Genomic DNA, 25,956 nt, shown 5'->3' with positions numbered 1-25,956 from the left:
TTCTTAGTTGAATTTCCTGCAAAAGTGACTATGCTTCTTTTACATTCATGCTGAGACGACAGATCATCGCTAGGCTAGACCATCATTCCGCTGGTGAAGCAGGCAACAGATGATCCAGATCCGGCAAATGATTAACTGGCATCGGATAGCTCAGCCAGTAGCCTTGGAATTCGCGATAACCCAGTTCGAGTAGTCGCTCCAATTGCTCCTGATCTTCGATACCCTCTGCTACCACCTTCAGATTGAGTGCTTCTGCCATCGTAATGAGCGCTTTGAGTACAGGTGGATTCATCTGTGTGACAAAGGAACGATCAATCTTAATCTTATCGATAGGCAGACGCGTAAGCATACTGAGCGATGAATAACCGGTGCCAAAGTCATCCAACGATATCGTATATCCCTGTTCTCGCAGATGAGATAGTAACGAATGTTCTTCCACCGCATTGCTGGTCGCAACACTCTCAGTAATCTCCAGATCAATACAACAAGCAGCGACCTGTTCTTCCTCCAGAATTCGGTTCACCCGGTACATAAAGTCTGGATCATCCAGCTGAATGCGAGAAATATTAACCGCAATGCGAATCGCCTCACCATATTTGCTCTGCAAGATCGGCAGATCGCGACATACCTGGCGAATGACCCAATCTCCAATCGGCAGAATCAGACCGGTATCTTCCGCAACTGGTATAAATTCCGCAGGCGAAACGAGCTGCTTATGATCCTTGTGCCAGCGCAGCAGCGCTTCAATCGTGATCACTCGATGATGATCCATACTGTAGATCGGTTGGTATAGCAGCTGTAGCTCATCTTTTTCCAAGCAATTATTCAGTGCCATCTCATGATGGAACCGTACAATTTGCTCATACCGCAATGCAGTATCGAAAATATGATAACGACTGCGCCCCTGACTTTTGGCATAATGCAGCGCAATATCGGCATGACGTAGCGCTGTCTGTGCATTCATATGCTGGGTAAAAGGAGCAATTCCGATGCTGGCAGTAATTTTCAGTTCACGATCTTTGAGCGAAAATGGAGTACTTAAAGCATCCAGCATTTTTTGAGCAGTTTCATGTGGGATGCGAGACAAATCTTTGCAGACAACCAAAAATTCATCGCCTCCCAATCGGCAAATAATTTCACCGTCGACGAACAGTTGCTTGATGCGAGCAGCCAATTGAATCAGCAGCGCATCGCCATTCTCATGACCCATCATATCGTTAATACTTTTGAAATTATCGATATTTAGCAAAAATAAAGTGCCATGCTCCACTGCGTATTCATACAAAAAACGGCGGTTGAACAGATGCGTCAATTCGTCGTAGTATGCGTAAAATTTCAATTTTTCCTCATGTTTGCTGCGTTCCGTATAATCACGGGTCATACAGATCAGGTGAGTAATGTTGCCTTGCTCATCGCGTAAAGGCGAGATAATACTTTCGCCACTTAAACTACCGTTCGGAAGCACGTTTCCGTCCTCAAAGCGCATGCTTTCTCCGGAAGCGAGCACCCTTGTATATTTGTTTTGCAAATAAATAGCCATATCTGGCTGATCTGCGTAACATTCAAAAAAGGTCTTGCCCATATCTTCTTTTCCAACACCGCTGAATAATGCAGCCGAACGATTTACATAGCTGTAGTAAAATTGTTCATCATGCACATGCATAATGTAGACAAAATCTTCGATTGCATCCAGAGCCAGAGCAAGAAGCGGAGGTATTTCATTCTTGTCATTGCACATACGATTCCACTCCCTATACGATGCGTTCGCAAAGTATTGTTCTCATTTTTCAAATTATCCTCACTATATAGTATAGTTCGGTTACATGTACATATATTCTTAGCACAATTTGCACAGGACCAACAAATAAAATGAGATCGTATACAGTCTTGCATATCCTAAATTTGTATAAAACGCTCTCATGCTTGTCACTGCTCATTCATCTGATTGTATCATGCACATCAACAATTGGCAGGTCCCAAATCACAGTTGTGACAAAAAGCGCAAACCCATTCCCATCATGTTGCAAACCGATAACGGATGCTGGATAATACCAGAGAAATCAGCTTTGAACAGGCACATACTGGATAGGGGGAACTACATACAATGAAACCGATTATGAATATTGCACTGCAAACAGGCATAGAAGAACAAGAAGTGCAGCTCTATGGCAAATACAAAGCCAAGCTGGAACCGGAACTGCGGCAGCGTCTATCCTCCCGCCCTGACGGCAAGCTGGTGCTTGTTACCGCCATCAACCCAACTCCGGCAGGCGAAGGCAAGACGTTGACGACTATCGGGTTATCACAGGCGCTGAATGCACTAGGAACCCATAGCGTAGCAGCATTGCGTGAACCATCGCTTGGACCTTGCTTCGGTATGAAGGGCGGAGCAACCGGCAGTGGCAAGGCACAGATTGTACCGGCGGACGAGATCAATCTTCATTTTACCGGGGATATTCATGCTATCTCTTCTGCGCATAATCTACTGGCGGCACTGATCGACAATCATCTGTACCACGGCAATACACTGCGTATTCATCCGAAAAAAGTCACTTGGACACGCGCTGTTGACATGAACGACCGCAGCTTGCGCAGTATCGTAACGGGGCTTGGCAGCGGCAATGGTGAAACAAGGGAGAGCGGCTACGTGATCACTTCCGCTTCGGAAGTGATGGCAATTCTCTGCCTGAGCGAAGACCTGCATGATCTGAAGCAACGGCTCAGTCGCATCATTATCGGCTATACGTATGATAACGAGCCGGTTACTGCTGCCGATCTGCGTGCGGTAGAGCCGATGGCTGTACTGCTCAAGGAAGCGATCAAGCCCAACCTCGTACAGACATTAGAAGGCACGCCTGTCATTATTCACGGAGGTCCATTTGCGAATATTGCTCATGGATGCAGTAGTGTGATCGGTACGAAGACAGCACTCAAGTTAGGGGATATCGTCATTACCGAAGCCGGATTCGGAGCCGAGCTAGGTGCGGAAAAGTTCTTTGATATTAAATGCCGTCAAGCTGACCTCTCACCAGCCGCTGCGGTCTTAGTTGTCACAGTGAAAGCATTAAAATATAACGGTCAATCGGAGCAAGCCGCAGTCGCATCGAGCGAAGATGCGCAACATCAAGCTTTGCGTAGTGGCATGAGCAATCTGCGTCGTCATTTGCACAATTTGCGCAAATTTGGTGTGCCCGTGCTAGTGGCAATTAATCATTTTGCTGGGGATACCGAGCAGGAGCTGCATATCATTCAGTCGGAGTGCGAACGTCTGGGAGTAGCATGTGAACTGTCGCGTGTTTGGGCAGAAGGCAGTCAAGGCGGCAGAAAACTGGCAGAGCGTCTATTGCAAATTTTGGACAATCAGCAGTGTGCATTTGCTCCTTTGTATGATGACAAATTATCGTTACAGGACAAAATCTATACGATTGTAAGTGATCTATACGGTGGCAAAGATGTAATCTATACGCCAAGCGCGCAAAAGATGCTGAACGAATTGGAGAAGCAAGGATTTGGTCATTTGCCTGTGTGCATGGCGAAGACGCCGTATTCGTTTACTGATCAGCCGTCACGATTGGGCGCACCGGAGAACTTTACGATTCATGTATCGCGTGTATCGTTATCTGCTGGAGCAGGATTTGTCGTAGTAGAAACAGGCAATACGATGACGATGCCAGGTCTGCCCAAAATACCAGCTGCCGAACGTATGTCATTGTCAGATGATGGAGTCATCGACGGATTATTTTAGAAGGCAAACAAGCAGCAATTTCATTCTCAAGGTACACAAATCCCACATATGGTGAACGAATCCTACAATAGAAGAAAAAGATAAACAAGGGCGTGGATATTTCATCATCCATACCCTTGTTTATCGTTAATGAATATGATATTAATTAAGAATAATGTAAATTATAGAGGCGAGGAGGACGTACATACAGGTCATTTGCTCCGCCCAATGGAAAGCGACAAAATAGTCATTTCACATCGTTATATGGAATGGTATTTATAAACGATGGATCGTTTCGAGAATGATTGTAAGCGTTATCCTGACATCGCCCAAAGGTCTTTGGAAACTATCCAATAGTAGAGGAGAATCATAATGGAAAAAGCGAAGGAACTGCTGCAAACGGTAAGTCCGAAACATGTGCATATTCAAGACAAGTTCTGGTCGGATTATAATCGACTGGTGCGCGAGGTCGTCATTCCGTATCAATACGATGCGCTGCATGACCGTATTCCCGATGCAGAACCAAGTCATGCGATCAAGAACTTTGAGATTGCTGCTGGTCGTGCAGAAGGAGAATTTCACGGATTCGTCTTCCAGGATACAGATGTCGCGAAGTGGATCGAAGCGGTCGGGTACTCCTTAATGACTCACCCTGATCCTGAGCTGGAACAGATGACAGACGATGTGATTCAGCTTGTATCGGAGGCACAGGGCGAAGACGGATATTTGAATACGTATTTTACAATCAAGGAACCGGATAAGCGGTGGAGTAACCTCGCAGATTGTCATGAGCTGTATACGGCAGGGCATATGATTGAGGCAGCGGTATCTTACTATGAAGCGACTGGTAAGCGTCAATTGCTGGATGTCGTTTGTAAATTTGTTGATTATATTGATTCTGTGTTTGGACCAGAACCGGGCAAGCTGCGTGGATATGATGGTCATCAGGAGATCGAATTGGCACTGGTGAAGCTGTATCGCTTAACAGGAGAAGAGCGGTATTTGAAGTTGAGTCAGTTTTTTATTGACGAGCGTGGACAGGAGCCGAATTTCCTGCATGATGAGTGGGAGAAGCGCGGGAAAGTCAATTTCTTTGTCGGTAAAATCGATCATATGGACACAGCATACAATCAGGCGCATCTACCTGTAAGGGAGCAGAAGGTAGCAGTCGGTCATGCCGTGCGTGCTGTCTATATGTATAGCGCGATGGCAGATCTGGCTGGATTGAATGGAGATACAACGCTGTATGATGCTTGCAAGACGCTGTGGAACAATATCGTTACGCGTCAGATGTACATTACGGGCGGAATTGGCTCTACTCATCACGGGGAAGCATTCACATTTGATTATGATCTGCCAAACGATACCGTGTATTCAGAAACGTGTGCGGCAGTAGGAATGGTTTTCTTCGCGCATCGGATGCTGCAAATCGAGCCGAAGGGCGAATATGGGGATGTGCTGGAACGCGCATTGTACAATACAGTAACCGCCGGAATGTCGCAGGACGGCAAGCATTACTTTTATGTAAATCCGTTGGAGGTGTGGCCGCAGGCGTGTCATCACAATCCGGGCAAACATCACGTCAAGCCTGTACGGCAAAAATGGTTTGGTTGTTCCTGCTGCCCGCCGAACGTTGCGCGTCTGATCACATCGCTAGGTAGCTACGTATATAGCAGCAGCGATGATACAATCTATACGCATCTGTATGTAGGCGGGGAAGCGACATTGCCACTATCAGATGGCACGGTGAAGATTGTGCAGCAAACCGGATATCCGTGGGATGGCGCAAGCCGATTTACCTTTGACGTAGAGAGCAAGCGCAGCTTTACGTTGGCATTGCGTCTACCGGGCTGGTGCAGTCGTGCATCATTGCAGATCAATGGGCAGAATGTAGCCTATGCCGATCAGCTGCGCGATGGGTATGTATATATTGCTCGCGAATGGTCGGCGGATGATGTAGTAGAATGGAAACTGGAGATGGATGTACAAACAATCTATGCCAATCCGAAGCTGCGTGCCAATGTGGGCAAAGTAGCATTGCAGCGTGGACCGCTCGTTTACTGTCTGGAGCAAGCTGATAACGGCGATCAACTGTCTTCACTTCTTGTTGAAACGGACAAGCCGATGCAAGCACGTTATGACGACGAACTGCTTGGCGGCTGTGTCGTGATCGAAGGCAGTGCATTGCGCGAGCAGGAGCAAGACTGGAATGATGATCTATATCGGACAGGTGAATCCACCAGAACCGGACAATCCTTTACTGCTGTGCCGTACTTTATGTGGGGCAATCGCGGGGAAGGTGAGATGGCAGTCTGGCTGCGTCGTTCTTAAATATTGAACTATCGGAGACAATCGCTTGGTAAAATGAATACTACCAGATCAATCCTCACCGAATAGCGATTGTACTGATAAATATATTCTTCAAACAGGAAGCTGTTTCTACAAATGTTATGTAGAAATAGCTTCCTGTTTTTTTTGCTCACCGTGCTGAAAACGCTTGCAATTATGCTAAAATTGGTATATTTTAGAAGTAAGAACGGTAAGTCTACACTGGCGATTTCTCTGCCTGATGATATGCAGGCTTTCTGTGTTACAAGTCTCATTGCTGTGCATGTCGTTTGTGAATCCAACCCTATATCAAAAGGAGGAAATAACGATGGCAATCTCGCATGTGCTTGTCCCGTATGATGGTTCGTTGCATTCCCAGCGTGCATTGGAGCGTGCAGCTACGCTGGCGGAAAGTATGCAGGCGGAACTGGAAATTCTGTATGTCGATTCGGCAACCGTAGAGGAAATTCGTCAGCCGCTCATTATGACGTCAAGCGAGCTGGAAGCTTATTTTGACCATAAGGAAGACCATGTAAGGCAAAATCTGCGTGAAATGATTACCCGTATTCCGGATGCGAGAACGGTCATCATTTATGGTAGTGCAGCCAGAGGAATTGTAGAATACGCGTTACAAGCGAAACCGGATCTGATCATTATGGGTAGTCGCGGACTCAACACAATGAATGAACTGATGAAAGGCAGTGTCAGCCGCTATGTCACTCAGCGCGCACAAGCACCTGTCATGATTGTAAAATAATATGAACATCGTTATGAAAACAATATGATCATCGTTGTGGTGATTGGTAGCACTATATGATCCACATGCGTCGTGAATACAGCAATTCAACCTAATATAATATCCATGCAAATATTCATACAGTCGTCTCGGTAGAGGCGGCTGTTTTGCTATGCGATGTAGTTTATACAATTACGAATTCGGTCTATCCATTTACGATGGCAGTACCTATTCCAAACGCCGTCACAAATCAGGAACTTATGTTCTTATTTTTTGTTGTAAACTATTGTAACGTTTGCTTTTTCACGATAAAATAGAGGTCAGCATATATTTAGGGAGGGTTTTACTTTGGCTAAAGCAAAAGTGGCCAAGCGTCCAACACGCGATGAATTTGTTCTGGAAGAGCTAGGCAATCAATTGACCGAAGCGTTTCGCGAGAAGTCGATTATTGTTCTGACCGTCTGGGGCTGGGAAGAGACAGTACGTGGTGAAATTGTGAAAATGGATTCTCGTACAGGCAGAGTGCATATGCAAACGGTAGAAGGTTTGTACAAAGTGCCGTTTATGGACATTATGGATATCAACTATCCGCGTGATTGAGATGCAACACCGGGAAAAAAGCTTTGACAAATGTAAAATATACATCATATACTAGCATAGTCGATTATCGGCTATGCTAGTATTTTTGTGAGGAGGAATTGTGATGCCTCTGGATGCGGATGATCAGTCGCTTGGACTGCTGTTATCACGTACCTATCTGGTTTACAAAAAGAAAGCTTCCCAGTTGTTAAGCGCATTCGATATAACCCCGGAGCAATTTGGCATTATGCATCAACTTAGCAAATACGACGGCATTTCGCAAAAAAAGCTTGCCAGTATTCATGAGCGTGACCAGACGAGCATCGGCAAAACGCTGGAGCGGCTGGAAAATAAGCAGCTGATTTCCCGTCATGTCGATCCGGCAGATCGCCGTGCTGTTATTTTGCATCTGACTGCTGACGGTACGAAGCTGTTGCAGGAAGTAGCGCCGATTATGAAGCAGCTGGATCGGGATATATATGATCGACTGGATCATACGGATGAGCAGCAATTGCGCAATGCGATCCATCATATTCATCAAAGTTTGTCCGACTGAATACGGTCGGCAAATTTTTTAGAATAATAGATGCATAACCTTTTATTGGCTAGACATCTATTTAAAATTGATATAAGACTTGGAGTGGAGAGATAGAATGAACGCATTACACACAGCAAAAGACTTTTTGAACATTGTACAGACGAAGATCGGGCTTGTATTCGCTATATTCGTACCGCTGTTATTCACGATTGTATGGATGACTGGTTATAACGGAGCAACTGAGCGTGTAGCGCAGTTAAAGGTCGGAATTGTCAATGAAGATGGCACGAACGGCGCTATCATCGCTAGCGGAATGACCTCACAATTACCGTATCAATCGGCGATATACAACTCGCTTGAACAAGCACAGCAGCAAATGGACAACGGTGAATTGACGATGGTCATTGAGATTCCGGCAGGATTCAGTGAGCAGGGTAGCAGCAAGCAACAAACGCAGCTGTCTTATTACGTCAATCAAGCAAATTCAGATATAGCCAAGTCGATAGTGGAAAGCTCTGCGCCGTCTATCTCAGCAGCGATTGGCAAAGAGGCATTTGGTGATATGCAGAAGCAGGTAGTAACGACCAATGTGGTCAAGACGCATGACATTCGTAATTTTGCTGTATCGATGTTGCCAATGATTCTTGGATTCGTTACGTACATCGGTGTGATGACGATGAATATCCAGCTCAATCTAGCATCTATAATGCTCAAGCGGACTCGCGGTAAATGGGAGATTTTCTGGGGCAGACAGCTTCTCTTGCTTGGTGTGGCTGTCGTCGGTTCGTTGATCGTAACAAGTGTAGCGCTATTGTTCGCTGATACAGCTGCTTCATTCTGGCAAATGTGGGGATTCCACATTCTAGTATATGCTGCCAGCATTGGTGTCACTCAGATGGCATTTGCACTGTTTGGCAATGCGGCACCGCTATTTAATGTAGCGTTGATTCCGCTACAATTGATGACAGCAGGCAATATTATTCCGTCTGCGATGTTAACACCATTTTACCGTTATATCGGTTCCTTCCTGCCTGCACCGAATGCCATTCAAGGGTATTTGCGACTGATCTACAACGGTGCACCAATCGGTAGTTTTGTTGCACATCTGCTGCTGATTGCGCTGATCACATGGGGCATTACTGTGCTGCGTACAGCGTTGGTCAAGCCAGCAATCAGTCCCCTGACGCAGCCCGCAGGCAATCATGAATAGAAAAGAGGCACAAACGATGGCATTTCAATATATTGTTGTACCGTATGACGGTTCCCTGCATGCAGAGCGCGCCTTAGAACATGCGGTACGATTGGCAGAAGGCTTGCATGCTACGCTAGATATTGTGTATGTCGATCCCACACAATCGGAGCTGCTGGAGCAACCGCTCGCCATCCCGACGCATGAGCTGAATGCTTATTTTGCTGAGGAGGAAGAGGATGTGAGAGAGCGATTGACGGCGTTGACCCAATCTGCACATCCTTCGCGCGTCACAGTATTACAGGGACATGCAGGCAAGGAAATTGTCCGCTACGCCGCCCATGTGAATGCGGACCTGATCATAATTGGTAGCCGTGGTCTGGGGACGATTCAAGAGTGGATGCTAGGCAGTATTAGCCATTATGTAGCTCAACATGCTCAGTGTGCAGTAACCATCGTAAAATAGTATCAAATCGTAAAATAGCATCAAGATGAAACGATGGAATGGAACTGGAATTGCAATGTAATAGAACTGAAATTGTAATGTAATGGAACGGAATGATACAGAAACCTCAGGATCTGCATTGCCATGTGCGTGCAGGTATGAGGTTTTTGGCATAAGTATATTGGTATCGATATACAAGTAGTGCGGCTGGAACATCGATGGCTGCAATATCGTTATCCATAATTTTATGCCTGTCATTTCCCGATTATCATAATGTATTACTGATATGGACAAAGGATGGCGACGTCTAACAGTCGAATGTATAACATGCAATATGAATACGCTTACATTAATGGGAGGGATTAGATGGTACATTATGCAAAAGAAGAACGTCGCTGCACGAATCGCACGGTAATAGAACATTCAGCACCACACAAGCAACAACGCAGCATCTGGAAAAAGGCGACGATGCTGGCAATGAGCGCAACGATGCTGGCAGCTCTGTATACGGTCGCTCCAGCGCAGCAGGCATCAGCCGCCTTGGCGTACAAATTCGATTTTGGCAGTGGATCGGTAGAAGCGGGTTACACAGGCTTACGCGCCGAAGACGCGTATACTGCGGCAAAAGGCTACGGCTTCAACACGCCTGCCAATATGCGTAATGTCACGTCTTCTGGCACCGGAGTGAATAGTGATGCGGTACAATTCGTTACCTTTGGCACGAAAAGTACGAATACCTTCAACGTCGATCTACCCAACGGTTTGTACAATGTCAAAGTCACACTTGGCAATACGACGCGTTCCAGCGTGGCGGCAGAAGGCGTCTACCAGATCATTAATATGACAGGCAACAATGCTGTCGATCAATTTCAAATTCCGGTGACAGATGGGCAATTGAATCTGCTCGTAACCGAAGGCAAGGCAGGAGCGGCATTCACATTAAGCTCACTAGAGATTCAGCAGCTGTCCACGATTGCTGTCACTCGTCCGACGATCTATGTAGGCGGGGATTCTACAGTTGCTAACTATTATCCACTAGATTCCAGCGTACAGGGCGGCTGGGGGCAGATGCTTGCACAGTATATTAACCCAACCCGTTTCCTCGTCCGCAATATGGCATCCGGCGGTCAAATCGCTCGTGGCTTCCGCGATGATGGACAGCTGGAAGCAATCCTGAAATACATCAAGCCGGGCGATATGTTTATCGTGCAGCTAGGCATTAACGATACCAATGCCAAAAACAATACAACCGAAGCGCAATTCAAAGATATTATGCGCGATATGATCCGACAGGTGAAGGCAAAAGGCGCTACCGTCGTATTATCGACACCGCAGGGACGTGCAACCGATTTTAACAGCGCAGGCGTACATAACGCCGAAGGCAGATGGTATCGCGCCGCCACCGTTGCACTGGCTTCGGAGGAGAGTGTGCCGCTGGTCGATCTGAATGTACTCAGTTCCGCCTATTTTACCTCGATTGGCGCAGATGCTACACTCGCACTATACATGGAGGGTGATACGCTGCATCCAAACCGTGCCGGAGCCGCCCAACTTGCTCGGCTTGTGGTAGAAGAATTGAAACGACAGGGATTGTATCAGTAATCTGACTGTGTGAATTCCTGCTTGTTATAAACATCAACAACAAAAGCAATAGCAACAAGACCACAAAGTATCCGATTTCAGATGATGGATATGTTAAAATGTTAACGTAAACATTTCGTGAATGTACATGCGAGGACAGCGAAATACAGCGCCAAGTAGGCGTTGGGCTGTCCTCTTTTGCCTGCCGCTTCAAACGAGCCTTATACATACGAAAAATAATGTAGTATAATATGATAAGTATTTTTGCAAGGATATGGAGGAAGATAAAGATGACAATGCAGCTAATCGATCCGGTATTGATCCAGCGCCGTTTGAACGAGCTTCAGGATCAGGATTTGTATATTCACCTCGAAATGACGACTGGTGCTTATGCCTCTCATTTGGATAGCAGCAAGCACCCATCCGCGACATTTATCAACAATGCGCAGATTCGTTACAGCACAGGCTCCATTTCCGAAAAATCACCGTTTTTCCGTGTCGGTTTGAAGATGGAACAAGGTTGGGTCTATTCAGAAGGACTGACTCATTATGAAGATAGTGAACAGGAGCGCCTGCTGCTTGCCGGTCATGATGCTCAAGGCAAACTGGTTGTAGCACTGCAACTGAGCAAGGAGCCGTTCTAATGAGTGAGGAGATGAAACAGATGAAGTTACACATTCCTGCCAATTCACGCGTGCTCGTTGTGCTTCCGCACCCGGATGACGAATGCTTCAGTCTATCCGGTACGCTTGCTAAACATATTCAAGATGGCGGCGAAGTAACATATGCCTGCCTGACACTCGGTCAAATGGGACGCAATATGGGTACACCACCATTTACGAACCGTGTAGAATTGCCGAATATTCGCCGTGGTGAATTGCAAAAGTCCGTCGAAGCAATCGGGATTCAAGATTTGCGCATGATGGGCTTTCACGATAAAACAATCGAATTTGAAGATCGTACCGTACTGGACGGCTCGATTCTGGATCTGATCCATGAGTTGAAGCCATCTGCGGTATTTACCTTTTATCCGGGGTACAGTGTACATCCCGACCACGATGCAACTGGAGCTGCGGTCGTTCGTGCGATGAGCCGCCTGCCGGAAGCGGAACGTCCCCCGCTGTATACGATGGCATTTTCCCGTAATTGCACAGATGAGATTGGTTTCCCTGATGTGGAAAATGATGTGGGTGATTTTGTACAAACGAAGTTGAACTCTATCCATGCGCATCATTCCCAATTTCCATCTCCCGGCGAACTGGGCAAAAGCAAAAAGCTGGATCGTGAGCTACGTGAACGCTTTAGCCGCGAGCGCTTTTGGACGTATACGAATTATCCTAATGCCTAACAGCATTGCACTACGATATCCAAGTATCTAAAAAATGATCCAAGCGATATATGGATCAATCAAACCGGCTGTGCTCATGGGAGCATAGCCGGTTTTTGTATGTCTACAATTATGAATGTTACAAAGGAAAAGACGTATTGTCGCAAAGTGAATGCGTATGCAACAGTTGGGTAATAATACCATAAGCAATTCAACTTTGAAGGAGGAGATCGACATGGCTGAGAATCCGCTCAAACATCTGAAAATTCCGATGACGACCGTAGGTAGTGGAGATGAAGTAGAGCTGCGGGAAGATGTGTACGGGCTGACGCTGCAATTTGTTAATGTAGCATTTATTGGGAAGCCAGGTAGTCTGCGCGATTGGGTGCTGGTGGATACAGGCTTGCCGCAATCTGCGTCCAAAATTATTAAAGTTGCCAATGAACGGTTCGGTACAGGAGCAAGACCTAAGGCGATCATTCTGACTCATGGACACTTTGATCATGCTGGTTCAGTTGTAGAATTGGCGGAAAAATGGGATGTACCTGTTTATGCGCATGCACTGGAAATGCCATTTTTGACTGGTGAATCACGCTACCCTAGCTATGATCCGGGTGTCGAAGGTGGACTCAATTCCAAATTGTCAGCCGTCTTCCCGAATCAACCGATTGATCTGCGACCGTATATTCACAATCTGCCGGTTGATAACAGTGTACCGGGTTTACCAGAATGGCGCTGGATTCATACACCGGGTCATGCTCCTGGTCATATCTCGCTGTTCCGTGAACAGGATAAGATGCTGCTGGCAGGCGATGCCTTCATCACAGTAGATCAGGACAAGCTATGGGATAGTTTGATTCAGAAACGGGAACTGTGTGGACCGCCGCGTTATGCGACAACCGATTGGGATGCGGCTCGCGAATCGGTACAACGTCTGGCTTCGCTCGAACCGGAAAGTGCCTTGACTGGTCATGGACAGCCAATCGTTGGACCTGAGCTAGCGGCATCACTGACAGGATTGGCAGAGCACTTTGACGAATGGGCAAGACCAGCGCACGGTAAATATGTCGATCATCCTACAGATACACCACCGGGATTGGATGATAAGTAAACAAATAAATAGAAAAAAGCAGAAATAAACAAATGTTGGATACCCTTTGATTTTGATTGAGATAACGCTTACAATTTAGAAAGTAAGCTAAGACTACGAATCAAAGGAGTGTATGATGGATGGAACGAGTATCATTTGTATTGAAGATTCGCCCGGAGGATCGGGACGAGTATATCAAGCGTCATGAAGCAGTATATCCAGAATTGTTGCAGGCATTTGGCGAAGTGGGCATCTTCACGTATAGTATCTTTTTGCATGAAGGTACACTGTTTGCTTATATGGAAGTGGAGAATTATCGCAAAGCGATGGATGCGCTTGCCGAACACCCTGCTAATAAGCGCTGGCAGGAGTATATGTCTGATCTGCTGATCGTGAATGAACATGGTAGTACATCGCATGATATCCCGGAAGTGTTTCATTATCACTCGTAACAGCCCAATTACTCGTGACAGCCAAGCGTACAGTATAAACTACGCTAGTCGGATACGTTTGGATACCAAATTTGCATTACACTGTGATCGAAAAAGTTGTATCCGCACCTCCAACCTGTCATCATAGATGTTGGAGGTGTATTTGTGATGAAATATGTACATTATGAATGGAAAGGACAGCCTACGATTGGCATTAGATTGGAGCATGGCGTTATTCCTTTGCCAAGTCTGGCTCGCTACAGCAGTCAACCATTGCCGCAACGTATTGAAGAATTGCTAAGCGCATCCAACCTACATACCGATATCCAGACGATACTGGATACCCATCTGTCTGAATTAACAACCGAGTTGCTGGATGAAAATATGCTGCGTTGGTTACCGTGTGTACCACAGCCGGGCAAAGTGATCTGCATCGGTCTGAATTATCGCAAACACGCAGCAGAGACGAACATGCCTGAACCGGAAACGCCGGTTGTATTCAGCAAATTCTCGGATACGGTTGCGGCGCACGGTGATGACGTGCCGCTGCCAGAGGAGAGTAAGCAGGTCGATTACGAAGCCGAGCTGTGTATCGTTATCGGGCGACAAGCGCGCAATGTGAGTCGTCAGGATGCGCTGGATTATGTCTTCGGATATTGTGCTGCCAACGATGTGTCCGCACGCGATCTGCAAATGCGTGCTAGTCAGTGGTTACTTGGCAAAACATGCGAGCGCTTTGCACCGATTGGTCCTTATCTTGTTACCGCAGATGAAGTCGGTGATCCGAATCAGTTGCATATTGCGGCACGTCGTAATGGGGAAACCGTGCAGCAATCTAATACATCCGATATGATCTTCCATTGTGATGAGATTATCCATTATCTATCCCGTCATATGACGTTGCAGCCGGGCGATCTAATCTTAACGGGTACACCGGAAGGCGTTATTCTCGGACAGCCGAAGGAACAGCAACACTGGCTGACCGCTGGCGATACCGTTACGATTGAAATTGAAAAGCTGGGTCAATTGACCAATACATTTGTCTAGTACAGGAATGCGGTGACAGCAAACGCTAAACACGGTATGATGGAGGTAGTGGACTGAAATAGAGAAGGGGTCTGTGGATGAAGTTTAGGGAATGGATTAACCATGAGGGAATCAGGCGGATTATCGTACTAGCGATTCTGATTCTGATCATCTATTCAATGTCGAGTATGATGAATATCATTCTGATGACATTGCTGCTGACCATTCTGATTGGCAGTCTGTACAATGGTGTGATGAAGACATTTCAGAAGGTCGTACCGAATGTATCGCCATTTTTTGTTATACCGCTTGTCTATGTAGTACTGCTTGGTGTGATCGGCTGGGGGATTTATCGGATGGTGCCGACCATTAGCATGCAGGTTGCTCAAGTATATGGGCTGATTCAAGGAGTATATACGAACCCACAGGATACCAAATGGAATCATTATGTAGTGGAATTACTGCGTACGCTTAATATTGAGCAGATGCTGGAGCATATTGGACAGTTTATCGGTCCGGGCTTTACTGTATTGCTAAAGATCAGCCAGATTGGTTCGCAGTTGTTTATCGCGCTGCTGCTCAGTCTATTTTTCTTGCTGGATCGCTCGCATATTGCAAGGTTTACCGCTTCCTTTCAGGATAGCAAGCTGAGCTGGTTTTTCCGAGAAGTGGGCTATTTTGGCAGTATGTTTTTGAATACATTTGGCAAAGTTATCGAAGCGCAGCTGCTGATTTCATTTATTAATACGATTCTGACAATTAGCGCACTCTGGATTATGGGTTTCCCGAATCTAATCGGACTTGCCGTTATCGTATTCGTACTCGGTCTTGTACCGGTAGCAGGTGTATTCATCTCGCTGATCCCGCTAGGATTGACAGCGCTAAGTGTAGGCGGCATCAAATACTTGTTGTATCTGTTCATTCTGATTCTGGTCATTCATGCGATTGAGGCTTATTTGCTCAATCCAAAACTTATGTCCAGCAAGACGAATTTACCGGTATTTTATACATTTGTCATTCTGATCTTCTCCGAACATTTTATCGGACCTTGGGGATTGATTATCGGTATTCCGCTGTTTGTGTTCTTCCTTGATCTGATCGGAGTGAATCGCGGCAACAAGCGCAAAGATCCGCCTGCCCCAGTTGCAGCCGACCATTCTGTAGAATCAGGCATCACTGCTTCGGAGAAATTACCAGAATAACAAGTTGGAACATACTAAATATAGGAACACGCTCCGAAAGTGGGGCGTGTTTTTTTTTGTGTTTCTCATATAACAGCGCTTGTTGGAGTATAGCTTGATGAGTAAAACGAAATAGATCGCTCCTTGTGTAAACTATATTCACGTTTTCAGTAAATTCAAACTGAATATTCAATCATTTCCTTATATTCATGTGAGTAAACATTAAATTTACATATCCTTATTGATTAAAAATTTACAAAAATAAATACATTTTACTATATTTCGATGATAATATAGTAATGTTATCTCAATTTTATATACATAGGAGGAAATGTATGCTTACATGGAATGGGTTTAGATCCAAATGGGCGACAAGTCTGCTGGCATTATCACTGGCGATGCCGTTGCCGACGGCACTGTTGACAGGGGGCGGCGTTGCGCACGCTGAGACGGCAAGCGATCCGGCTCCGTATATCGAAGCCAAAGTTGTCAATCAAAATGCAGGGAAAAAGGTGCTGTTCGATAATACGCATGCACAGACGGCGGGGGCAGCAGACTGGGTCATTGATGGCGGATTCTCTGACTTTGCCAATGCGCTGGCGAATGATGGGTATTATGTCAAAGAACTGCGCAAAACGTCTTCATTTACATATGCCGATCTGAGTCCATATGATGTATTTGTTATCGCGGAGCCGAACGTCCCGTTCAAAACGAGTGAACAGGCTGTGATGAAGCAATACGTGGAAAATGGCGGCAGCATCTTCTTCATTGGCGATCATTACAACGCGGATCGTAACAAAAACCGCTGGGACGGCTCCGAAGTTATTAACGGTTATCGTCGCGGTGCATGGGAAGACCCGGCAAAAGGCATGTCTGACGAGGAACGCAATTCGGCTGCGATGAAAGATGTTGTCAGCTCTGATTGGCTGTCCAACAACTTTGGCGTGCGTTTCCGTTACAATGCACTTGGCGATATTAACGCTAACAATATCGTAGCGCCAGCTCAGGCGTTTGGCATCACAGAAGGGGTAAGCAGTGTAGCGATGCACGCTGGCTCTACACTGGCGATTACCGATCCAACCAAAGCCAAAGGTATCGTTTATCTGCCGGAAACGAAAGAAGCATGGGGCAATGCGGTTGATCAGGGTGTCTACAATGGTGGCGGCGTAGCCGAAGGACCTTATGTAGCAGTATCCAAGCTGGGTGGCGGTAAAGCAGCTTTTATCGGTGATTCTTCACCTGTCGAAGATGTAACGCCCAAATACCTGCGCGAGGAAACAGGTGCCAAGAAAACGACATATGATGGCTTCAAAGAAGTAGATGATGGCAAGCTGCTCGTCAACACAGTGAACTGGCTGTCTCGTGATGAGAGCTACACAAGTCTGGATCAAGTGGACGGACTGCAATTGGATCAACCGACGCAACTGCTGGCTATTGAAACGCCACAGACGTCAACCGAACCGCAGGCAGAACCGTGGGCAGCACCGGCAGCTGGGTACAAATGGTGGGATACATCCACATTTAAACCAGGTTCGTTTGGCAGCACAGTCAGTGTCTCTAACCCAACCTACAGTCTGGTGCATCAGGAGCAATTGCCGAATGCTGAGCAATTCCAGATTCGCATCGTAGCTGACGATTTGACGCCTAACAGTACCGTAACCGGCTTCAGTGCAGGTATCTTTGTAACGGGTGGTACACAAGTTGCACAGATTCAAAATGCAGATGGCACATGGCCAACTTCGTACGGCTACAGCTCTAGCTACAGTCTGACCGCAGACAGTAAAGGTCATGCGATCAAAGACCTGACTGTGCGTATCAAACCGGGTACAACTGGAGCGGCAAGTCTGCGTCTGCGTCAAAATGGCAGCAATCTGCTGACCAAGCAGGTTACGATTGCCAACGTACCAGCTGAACCGTTGCCACAGGATAATGGCGGTGTGCAGATTCCGGCACTCAGTACCATTTCCAGTGCACGTAGCCAGAGTGCCAATACGCTCGTAACTGTTGAAGGTGTTGTAACGACAACGCCGGGTTCTTTTGGCGGACAGGCGTTTTATATTCAAGATCAAACAGGCGGCATTTATGTATATCAGAATCAAACGGGATTTGCTCCAGGCGATGTGATTCGCATTACGGCACCGACGACTATTTACAATGCAGAACTGGAATTAACCGATCCAATTGCTTTGGAGAAAAAAGGAACATCCGCATTGCCGCAGCCAGTTAGCGCTGTAACGGTAGATGCGTACAATCAAGGGCAATTGGTGCAACTGAACAAAGTAACCATTAGCAATATCGTAAGTGCTACACCGACAGGTTCTTTTGAATTTGATGTGACGAGTGATGTATATACACCACAGGCAGTTACGACGCATGTACGTGTCGATGCACGTACTGGTCTGACACAATCAGCATTCCCTTATCAAGCAGGGGATGTGGTGAATATTAGCGGCGTTGCAGCGATCTTCAAAGACAGCTTCCAGCTGAAGCCGCGTGGACTGATTGATCTGGAGAAAGTTGAAGAAGAACCGACGCCAGAACCACCAACTGAACAACCGCAGGCAACAGGCGTACCGGGTACTCCTGTCCTGTCCGATGATAATGGTCATGATACTGGCTTGTTGGATGGCGACTACCATATTACGATGAATATGTGGTGGGGCAACAACGGTTCATCGTATAAGCTGTATGAAAATGATCAAGTAATATCCAGTGGCAAACTGTCTGACCAATCCCCTAATGCGCAACAGATCAGCACTGCCGTTACTGGCAAAGTCAATGGCACCTATACGTATGTATTGGAATTGACCAATAGTTATGGCACAACAAAAAGCCAGCCGCTAACCGTCAAAGTGACTGATGCGAATCCAGGCAAGCCTGTGCTCGCAAGCGACAACTGGGATGGCGATGGCAACTATCAGCTGACGACCAATCTATGGTGGGGCACCAATGCAACCGAATACCGTTTATATGAAAATGGCAAGCTGGTGGATACACAGCAGTTGAAGTCTGCCACACCGCAAGCGCAGAGCGCTGTATCCAATATTTCCGGCAAAGCACCGGGTCAGTATGTATACACAGCAGAGCTGGTAAATGCTTCTGGTTCCACATCCAGTGAGCCACTGACGGTAAACGTTACACAATAATCGTCAAGCAAGGATTTTTGCATAATATTCAAAACGCCCCGAACAGTTGCTCCATCCCTTACGGGTCAGGCAGCAATCGCCGGGGCGTTTCCTTACATACTTTTCATAAGTATTCATTATTAAATGTATAGAGAGAACGTGAATTTGAGTAGGAAGCCTCTATAGTCAATCGGGAAAATGAACATAAGAAATGTTCATACAGAGCAATCAGCAGAGTGAAGAACTTATGCCTGAACTGCTGCTATTACCAGCACAATCCAGCCTGCGATGAATAACAGACCGCCTAGCGGTGTAATCGCGCCCAGCTTTCGTATGCCGCTCAGACTGAGCACATACAGACTACCAGAGAAGAGTACAATCCCGCCGAGCAGACACCAACCTGCGGCTGTAGCCAATCCGCTTGCGGATGGCAATACGATGCCAATCACCGCAGTCAGAATGATACCAAGCCCGTGGATGAGATGATATTGAACACCGGTTTCATAAATTTTTAACATTTCGGGGGTGAGCTTTGGCTTGAGCGCGTGGGCGCCGAATGCGCCGATCGCTACGGCAAGAAACATCATAATCGAGCCAATGACAATAAGTATGTGCATGAATACATCCTCCATCAAAATTGTAAGTATAAGTACAATAATCTTTTTTGTTATAATTTGCGTAGATAGATGTGCTGAATGGCATGATCTGCTTCTTTTTTTAAAATTAGCTGTGCGCGTCCTTTGGTTGGCAAAATATTCTCATGCAGATTTTTGGCGTTAATGCTGCTCCATGTATGCTTGGCAACCGCATGTGCTTCCTCTTCGGATAAGTTGGAGAATCGTCCATGGAAGTAGGATTCCGGGTTCTGAAAAGCAGTCTGGCGCAACAATTGGAATCGTTCGATATACCAGCGGGCAATATTCTTCTCATCCGCATCAATAAAAATGGAGAAATCGAAAAAGTCGCTGACGAACAAAGGGCTTTCCTTCTTCACTTGCAGCACATTAATACCCTCGACGATCAGGATGTCGGGGTTGTTGATCACACTTTCCTCGCCTTGCAAAATATCGTAAGTCAGGTGCGAGTAGCGTGGAGCGCGTACATTCGGTTTACCAGACTTGATATCGCCCATAAAGGTAATTAGCCGCTTAATATCGTAGCTTTCTGGGAAGCCTTTACGGTTCATAATGCCGTTCTCTTCCAAGATAGCATTCGGGTACAGAAATCCGTCTGTCGTTACCAGATCGACCTTCTGATGAGTGTGCCAGCGCGATAAGAGCGTTTGCAGTAAACGTGCTGTCGTGCTCTTGCCTACAGCGACGCTGCCGGCGATACCGATAATGAATGGTGTTTTACGTGCTTTTTTGCCTAGAAAATGGCTGGTCATTTCATGCAGCTGCTGTGAAGCGCCTACATAGAGATGAATCAGGTGTGTGAGCGGCAGATAGATCTCCTGCACTTCTTGCAGCGAGACATGCTCATTTAATCCTTTGAGCTGCTCTAGCTCCTGTTCGGTTAAAGGTAATGGTGTGGAATGATCGCTCAGGTCAGCCCAATCCTGACGATCAAATTCGATGTATGGCGAATAACGTCTCATGTGCTCTCACTTTCTGCAATGTTTTATTTCCAATGTACCCAATGTACCGCAAAAAAACCCCATTAGGCAAATGGAAAAGATGCAAATGACTTCAAAATAAAAAAATGTTTGCAGAATGTAAAGGAAAAGTGAAAAAAAGGACTTATCATACATAATCCATTGAGCTATAGTTAGTAATAGATTTATAAAATGATGCGTGAGTTACTATATAAACGTGTATATTATTAAAAATATTTGTTTTTTAACCCATTTGGATTACATAACACAAGCATTTGTCCTATATAGATTTATATTTTTTAAATACATTATCCAGATTATACCGACTACGAATGAATAAACGAAGCAAGCTGGTGCTGTGCATGTCATGAAGGAGGAAGCAGTATGTCCAAACCAATCCATAACCAATCAACCTCACCCCGGCAGGAGCAGACGCCGCAGTCAGGAGAGAATACCGCTCAACAAATAGGAGAGTCGGTCGATCTTCACTCGTCAGAAGCGTTTGTAGCCATGCTGGATACACTCGAATTGCTTCCTTATCGTAATGTGAATGCATCGGTATCGGCTGTACAGCCTGCACTGGCAATCGCGGAAGAGCTTGGTGATGAGGCGCTGATGATTCGGACAAAGCTGATTCAAGCCGATATCATGGCACGACAGGGGAAAGTAGCAGAAGCTGGTCGTATTATCCGTCAGAGTAATGAGTGGGCGGAGCGTAACGGACACAAGCATATTTTGGCGCGTAGCCATCGCCTGCTGGCAGGATTCTTCCGCCGACTTGGTGATAATGAGAGCGCATTGCAGCATGCGATTATTAGTATGCAGCAGTTACCAGATCATGCGCTACTCTCGCTGCGCGCCGACCATCTGATGATGATTGGCTTAACGCTGGATGAAGTGGGAGCATATGAAGATTCTATTAAGCATTTTAACGAAGTGCTGGAGATCGCTACCATTACAGACGATGTACAGCTGGCGTTGTTCGCGCTCAACAATATGGCGTACAGCCGCTGTGAAGAAGGTAAGGGGGAAGAAGCATATCGTCTTGCATGCGAATTGCGTGATATTGCCAAACGCAATCATGTAGAGTTGAATGCTTCCCACCTAGATACGATTGCAGTGATCGAATTGTTGCTAGGTCATCCGGAAAAGGCAGAAGCCACACTTGCTCCACTTGTCAATGATCCGCTTAGTCGTCGTCTGGGCGATCTGAGCGTCTTGCCGGAATGCCTGCTGACTACAGCAGAAGCACAGCGACTGCAAGGCAATCTCAAGCAAGCGCAGAAAACGCTGAATGAAGCGAGACATATGTGCCGGGAGCAAGGATTGTCTGGATTGATGGTACGGGTGCGATTGCAGCAATCGGAGATGTATGCCGCTACTGGTGATTATCGCCGTGCTTATGAGGAGCACAAGCTGTATCATCAGGAAAATGAAGCCAAGCGCTCCGCTGAACGGGAAGCGCGGGCACGGATTTTGCAAATTACATTCGATGCAGAAGAAGCAAGGCGAGATAGTGAATATTTCAAGGAGATGGCGCAGCGTGATCCATTAACTGGATTGCACAATCGTCGCTTTATGGATCCGTATCTGGATGAGTTGCTCAGTCAGTCGCTTATTAGCGGGCAACCAGTGACCGCGGTGCTGATTGATCTGGATCATTTTAAAGAAATCAACGATACATTTTCTCACCAGGTCGGCGATACCGTACTGGTTCACCTTGCCAAAATTATGTCGCTTACGGCTCCATCTTCTTCTGCACTGGCACGAATTGGTGGTGAGGAATTCCTAGCGGTATTCAAAGATACGGATGCGGAGCAGGGTATGCTCTATGCTAATCGATTATGTCAGGCGATTCGTTCGGCGGATTGGAGTTCAATCACTGGTAAGATGTCAGTGACAGCCAGCCTCGGAGTGAGCACAACGGACGGGACGCGCATTACGCGTACAGAACTGTTATCCATTGCTGATCACAATCTATACGAAGCGAAACGCGGCGGACGCAATCGGGTTGTCGGTTGCAAGTCCGTCAGTTAATGCAAAAGCTGGATTTTACGATTCAACAAGATCATAATAGGATATTGAACCTCTAGACATTCATTTCAAAGGAGGCAGTTCAATGTCTGCATCATCATTTCATCAACCCGATCAATCGGGACATATACAATTATCTATTCTGGATCTGGCACCAATCAACGCCGGATCAACCGCCGCTCAATCGTTTCAAAATAGCCTCGATCTCGCGCAGCACGCTGAGAAATGGGGCTATCATCGTTACTGGGTGGCAGAGCATCATAACATGCCGGGCGTAGCCAGTTCCGCTACATCCGTCGTAATTGGTTATCTGGCTGCGGGCACAAGCACGATTCGTATTGGAGCAGGTGGTATCATGCTGCCGAATCATGCCCCGCTTGTCATTGCGGAGCAGTTTGGTACGCTGGAATCGATGTATCCGGGTCGAATTGATCTAGGGCTGGGACGCGCTCCCGGTAGCGATCGCCGCACAACGCTGGCGCTGCGCCGGGATATAAACAGCGGTGAGGATTTCCCGGAATTGCTGGATGAGCTGACGAAGTTTTTTGACGAATCAGCGACATCGTATCACGCACCAGTGCGAGCTGTACCGGGTGAAGGTCTGCATGTGCCGATCTGGCTGCTCGGCTCTAGTGATTTCAGTGCACGGCTGGCAGCGCAAAAAGGCTTGCCATTCGCATTTGCCGGTCATTTCTCGCCGGATTACTTGCAGCGGGCGATTCGTATGTACCGCGAATACTTCCAGCCATCGGATGTGCTACAAGAGCCATATGTGATGCTTGGCGTCAACATCGTTGCGGCGGATACAGATGAAGAAGCGGAATGGCTGAGTACAACGATGCAGCAGCAATTTCTGAACATCATTCGCGGTCGCACCGGTCAAATTCAGCCGCCAGCCGATATGTCTGGCAAATGGACAGATTATGAAAAGGCAGCCGTGGAAAAACAGCTTCGCTCGTCGATCAAGGGTGGACCTGAGACGATCAAACGCGGGCTAGAGCAGTATATTCAGGAAACGGGTGTCAATGAGTTGATCATTACAAGCATGATCCATGATCATCAGGCACGACTGCATTCATACGATATTATTAGTCGTGTCGCTGGATTGCGAGAATCGGTAACAGCGGAGTAAGGATTGCTGTTCATTAATCCTCTCATTGATGATTTTTAATCATGATTCTATGCTACAAAAATATGCTTTCTATATTTGGGCAGGCACCTTGTCATTATGACGGTGCCTGCCTTTTTGCATGGAAATTATAGGTGGTGAAAAGGAAGTCTGTTACGAGACTTTTGTAAAACTTCTGCAAAATTCCTGCAAAACAACACACCTGTAAAAAGAGGAAGTTTAGCCGTATTTCCCACATTGTTGCTCTTTTGAGAAAGCGCTTTAATAAGAACATGGCTGCACCGCGTATGGTCGGAAGGATGCAGCTGAATAGATTGATGCGAAATGGGGAGTGAGTTTTATGAAGGCGGTTACAGGAATGTGGCAGCAGCGGATTGGATACGGATTAGCAGACTTTGCCTGCAACCTGATCTGGCAGATGATTACGCTCTATCTGATGATTTATTACACCGACGTGGTTGGTCTAGCAGCGGCGCAGGTTAGTATTCTGTTTCTCGTAACCCGGATCGTGGATGGTGTAGCAGATGCGGCGATGGGCGTGATTATCGACAAAACGAACACGCGTTGGGGCAAGTCGCGTCCGTACTTTTTGTGGGGAGCGATTCCGTTTGGAGTACTGGCGATTCTTGCTTTTTATGTGCCGGATGTCGGGCAGACCGGACGGCTCGTATATGCGTATCTGACGTATCTGGGCATCTCGATTGCGTATACGATGGTCAATATTCCGATGGCATCGATTTTGCCAAGTCTGACTAGTGATGGGCAGGAGCGAACAGTGCTGGCAACGGTGCGCATTATCTTTTCCTGTATCGGGGCGACGATTGTGAGTCTGTGTACGTTGCCACTTGTACAAAGTCTGGGCGGCGGCTCGACAGCATCCGGGTACTTCTGGACGATTGTTATATTTGCGATTGTCGGCATGATGATGTTCTTCGTTACCTTCCGCAATGTAGAGGAAAAGGTGAAAGTGCTGCGTCCGAAAAAAGTCCCGGTAGCGCAAGCATTCGCCAGCCTGACGAAGAATCCACCGTGGCTGATCTTTGCACTGAATATTATTTTTATGTGGGGATCGTACTTTTTCCAGCAGGGGGCATTGATCTATTATTTTACGTATTATTTGCGGGAGCCGGGGCTGGCGAGTCTGGCAGCAGGCATCGGTTCATTTGTGCCATTGGTCGGCGTATTCGCCACTCCGTTAATCGCTCGATTGATGTACAAAAAGACCGTATTCATGATCGCGAGTGCTATCAATCTGGTTGGTTTGGTCATTATGGCGATTGGCAATACGAATTTGACTATTCTGATGACGGGTGTAGTCGTGTCAGCCATTGGCTTTGGATTGCGGCAAAGTATTTATTTTTCCATGCAGGCAGACCCGGTCGATTATGGAGAATGGAAAACAGGTATCAATGCGGCAGGCATTATCTCATCTCTAAATGGATTTATTGGCAAAATCGCTATGGCGGTAGCAGGCGCCGTGTCCGGTTGGCTGCTTACATGGGGCGGATATGTGGCGAATCAGCAGCAAACACCGCAAGCATTGTTCGCGATCAAGCTCAACTATATCTGGATTCCGCTTGTGCTGGTCATCATCTCGATGATTGTGATGTGCTTTTACAATCTGGACAAAAAGTTTGATCGTATCCGTCAGGAGCTGGACGAATTGACGGCTGGTCGTGAAGACGAAGCATCGATACCATCTGCTTCAGTTCCAGCAGCTGCGCAGGGGAACATAGTATTTCATGACAATACTTCGTCTTGACAAATGACAAGTGATGAATACAATGCTGCAACACGCAACACGCAACACGCAACACGCAACACGCAACACGCAACACGCAACACGCAACACGCAACACGCAACACGCAATCCATACAATGTGGCAACAAGTGATGCAC

The 25,956-nt window shown here is 46.7% G+C and carries 21 protein-coding genes; 18 read left to right on the top strand and 3 right to left on the bottom strand.

What is annotated here, in order from left to right; translation table 11 throughout:
- Positions 1–82 precede the first annotated feature (82 nt).
- Entirely contained in the window at positions 83–1,738 is a 1,656-nt protein-coding gene (locus ACDE64_RS12030; RefSeq protein ID WP_411346911.1) for a putative bifunctional diguanylate cyclase/phosphodiesterase, read from the bottom strand.
- Positions 1,739–2,104: 366 nt separating this feature from the next.
- Here ACDE64_RS12030 and ACDE64_RS12025 point away from each other — a divergent pair, with 366 nt between their 5' ends.
- The 15 genes from ACDE64_RS12025 (at position 2,105) to ACDE64_RS11955 (ending at position 19,321) form a co-directional block, all read left to right on the top strand.
- On the top strand, positions 2,105–3,745 hold the full coding sequence (locus ACDE64_RS12025; protein WP_411346910.1) for a formate--tetrahydrofolate ligase: 1,641 nt from the start codon (positions 2,105–2,107) through the stop codon (positions 3,743–3,745).
- 351 nt (positions 3,746–4,096) lie between these two features.
- Positions 4,097–6,055 (top strand): glycoside hydrolase family 127 protein, encoded by a 1,959-nt coding sequence (locus tag ACDE64_RS12020; RefSeq protein WP_411346909.1) that lies wholly within the window; start codon positions 4,097–4,099, stop codon positions 6,053–6,055.
- Between the two features lie 325 nt (positions 6,056–6,380).
- Positions 6,381–6,809 carry a universal stress protein gene (locus tag ACDE64_RS12015; protein WP_411342442.1) on the top strand — a complete coding sequence of 143 codons (429 nt, stop codon included), beginning with the start codon at positions 6,381–6,383 and terminating at the stop codon, positions 6,807–6,809.
- A gap of 327 nt (positions 6,810–7,136) precedes the next feature.
- A complete protein-coding gene (locus tag ACDE64_RS12010) occupies positions 7,137–7,388 on the top strand; it encodes a YolD-like family protein (protein WP_411346908.1) in 252 nt (83 codons plus the stop codon).
- Between the two features lie 103 nt (positions 7,389–7,491).
- Positions 7,492–7,923, top strand: a complete 432-nt coding sequence (locus tag ACDE64_RS12005) for a MarR family winged helix-turn-helix transcriptional regulator (RefSeq protein WP_411346907.1) — start codon at positions 7,492–7,494, stop codon at positions 7,921–7,923.
- A gap of 97 nt (positions 7,924–8,020) precedes the next feature.
- Positions 8,021–9,115, top strand: coding sequence for a YhgE/Pip domain-containing protein (locus ACDE64_RS12000; protein ID WP_411346906.1), 1,095 nt, complete (start codon positions 8,021–8,023; stop codon positions 9,113–9,115).
- Between the two features lie 16 nt (positions 9,116–9,131).
- Complete coding sequence (locus ACDE64_RS11995; RefSeq protein ID WP_411346905.1) at positions 9,132–9,560, top strand: universal stress protein; 429 nt, start codon at positions 9,132–9,134, stop codon at positions 9,558–9,560.
- Positions 9,561–10,028: 468 nt separating this feature from the next.
- Positions 10,029–11,141 carry a rhamnogalacturonan acetylesterase gene (locus ACDE64_RS11990; RefSeq protein ID WP_411350280.1) on the top strand — a complete coding sequence of 371 codons (1,113 nt, stop codon included), beginning with the start codon at positions 10,029–10,031 and terminating at the stop codon, positions 11,139–11,141.
- A gap of 275 nt (positions 11,142–11,416) precedes the next feature.
- Positions 11,417–11,764 (top strand): YojF family protein, encoded by a 348-nt coding sequence (locus ACDE64_RS11985; RefSeq protein WP_411346774.1) that lies wholly within the window; start codon positions 11,417–11,419, stop codon positions 11,762–11,764.
- Positions 11,765–11,784: 20 nt separating this feature from the next.
- Positions 11,785–12,468: a bacillithiol biosynthesis deacetylase BshB2 gene (gene bshB2, locus ACDE64_RS11980; RefSeq protein ID WP_411342437.1), complete on the top strand. Its 684-nt coding sequence runs from the start codon at positions 11,785–11,787 to the stop codon at positions 12,466–12,468.
- A 214-nt stretch (positions 12,469–12,682) separates the two neighbouring features.
- Positions 12,683–13,558 carry an MBL fold metallo-hydrolase gene (locus tag ACDE64_RS11975; RefSeq protein WP_411350194.1) on the top strand — a complete coding sequence of 292 codons (876 nt, stop codon included), beginning with the start codon at positions 12,683–12,685 and terminating at the stop codon, positions 13,556–13,558.
- A gap of 119 nt (positions 13,559–13,677) precedes the next feature.
- Positions 13,678–13,989 (top strand): L-rhamnose mutarotase, encoded by a 312-nt coding sequence (locus ACDE64_RS11970; RefSeq protein WP_411350193.1) that lies wholly within the window; start codon positions 13,678–13,680, stop codon positions 13,987–13,989.
- A gap of 147 nt (positions 13,990–14,136) precedes the next feature.
- Entirely contained in the window at positions 14,137–15,015 is an 879-nt protein-coding gene (locus tag ACDE64_RS11965; protein WP_411350279.1) for a fumarylacetoacetate hydrolase family protein, read from the top strand.
- A 77-nt stretch (positions 15,016–15,092) separates the two neighbouring features.
- Positions 15,093–16,196: an AI-2E family transporter gene (locus ACDE64_RS11960; protein ID WP_411350192.1), complete on the top strand. Its 1,104-nt coding sequence runs from the start codon at positions 15,093–15,095 to the stop codon at positions 16,194–16,196.
- A 314-nt stretch (positions 16,197–16,510) separates the two neighbouring features.
- A complete protein-coding gene (locus tag ACDE64_RS11955; protein ID WP_411350191.1) occupies positions 16,511–19,321 on the top strand; it encodes a chitinase N-terminal domain-containing protein in 2,811 nt (936 codons plus the stop codon).
- Between the two features lie 224 nt (positions 19,322–19,545).
- Here the strand turns inward: ACDE64_RS11955 and ACDE64_RS11950 are convergent, their stop codons facing one another.
- Positions 19,546–19,917, bottom strand: a complete 372-nt coding sequence (locus tag ACDE64_RS11950; RefSeq protein WP_411350190.1) for a DUF423 domain-containing protein — start codon at positions 19,915–19,917, stop codon at positions 19,546–19,548.
- Positions 19,918–19,967: 50 nt separating this feature from the next.
- Entirely contained in the window at positions 19,968–20,897 is a 930-nt protein-coding gene (coaA, locus tag ACDE64_RS11945) for a type I pantothenate kinase (RefSeq protein WP_411342430.1), read from the bottom strand.
- 381 nt (positions 20,898–21,278) lie between these two features.
- Between coaA and ACDE64_RS11940 the strand changes: the two genes are divergently transcribed.
- The 3 genes from ACDE64_RS11940 (at position 21,279) to ACDE64_RS11930 (ending at position 25,819) form a co-directional block, all read left to right on the top strand.
- The gene (locus ACDE64_RS11940; protein WP_411350189.1) at positions 21,279–22,931 is read left to right on the top strand and encodes a diguanylate cyclase; all 1,653 of its coding nucleotides are present in this window, start codon (positions 21,279–21,281) and stop codon (positions 22,929–22,931) included.
- 82 nt (positions 22,932–23,013) lie between these two features.
- Complete coding sequence (locus ACDE64_RS11935) at positions 23,014–24,060, top strand: LLM class flavin-dependent oxidoreductase (protein ID WP_411350188.1); 1,047 nt, start codon at positions 23,014–23,016, stop codon at positions 24,058–24,060.
- 337 nt (positions 24,061–24,397) lie between these two features.
- Positions 24,398–25,819: a glycoside-pentoside-hexuronide (GPH):cation symporter gene (locus tag ACDE64_RS11930; protein WP_411350187.1), complete on the top strand. Its 1,422-nt coding sequence runs from the start codon at positions 24,398–24,400 to the stop codon at positions 25,817–25,819.
- The last annotated feature ends 137 nt before the right edge of the window (positions 25,820–25,956 follow it).

It is taken from the genome of Paenibacillus sp. WLX2291 (assembly GCF_046603665.1).
Taxonomy (GTDB): Bacteria; Bacillota; Bacilli; order Paenibacillales; family Paenibacillaceae; genus Saccharibacillus.
The sequence above is the reverse complement of the archived record's forward strand: the minus strand, read 5'-3'. Positions and strand labels throughout refer to the sequence as shown.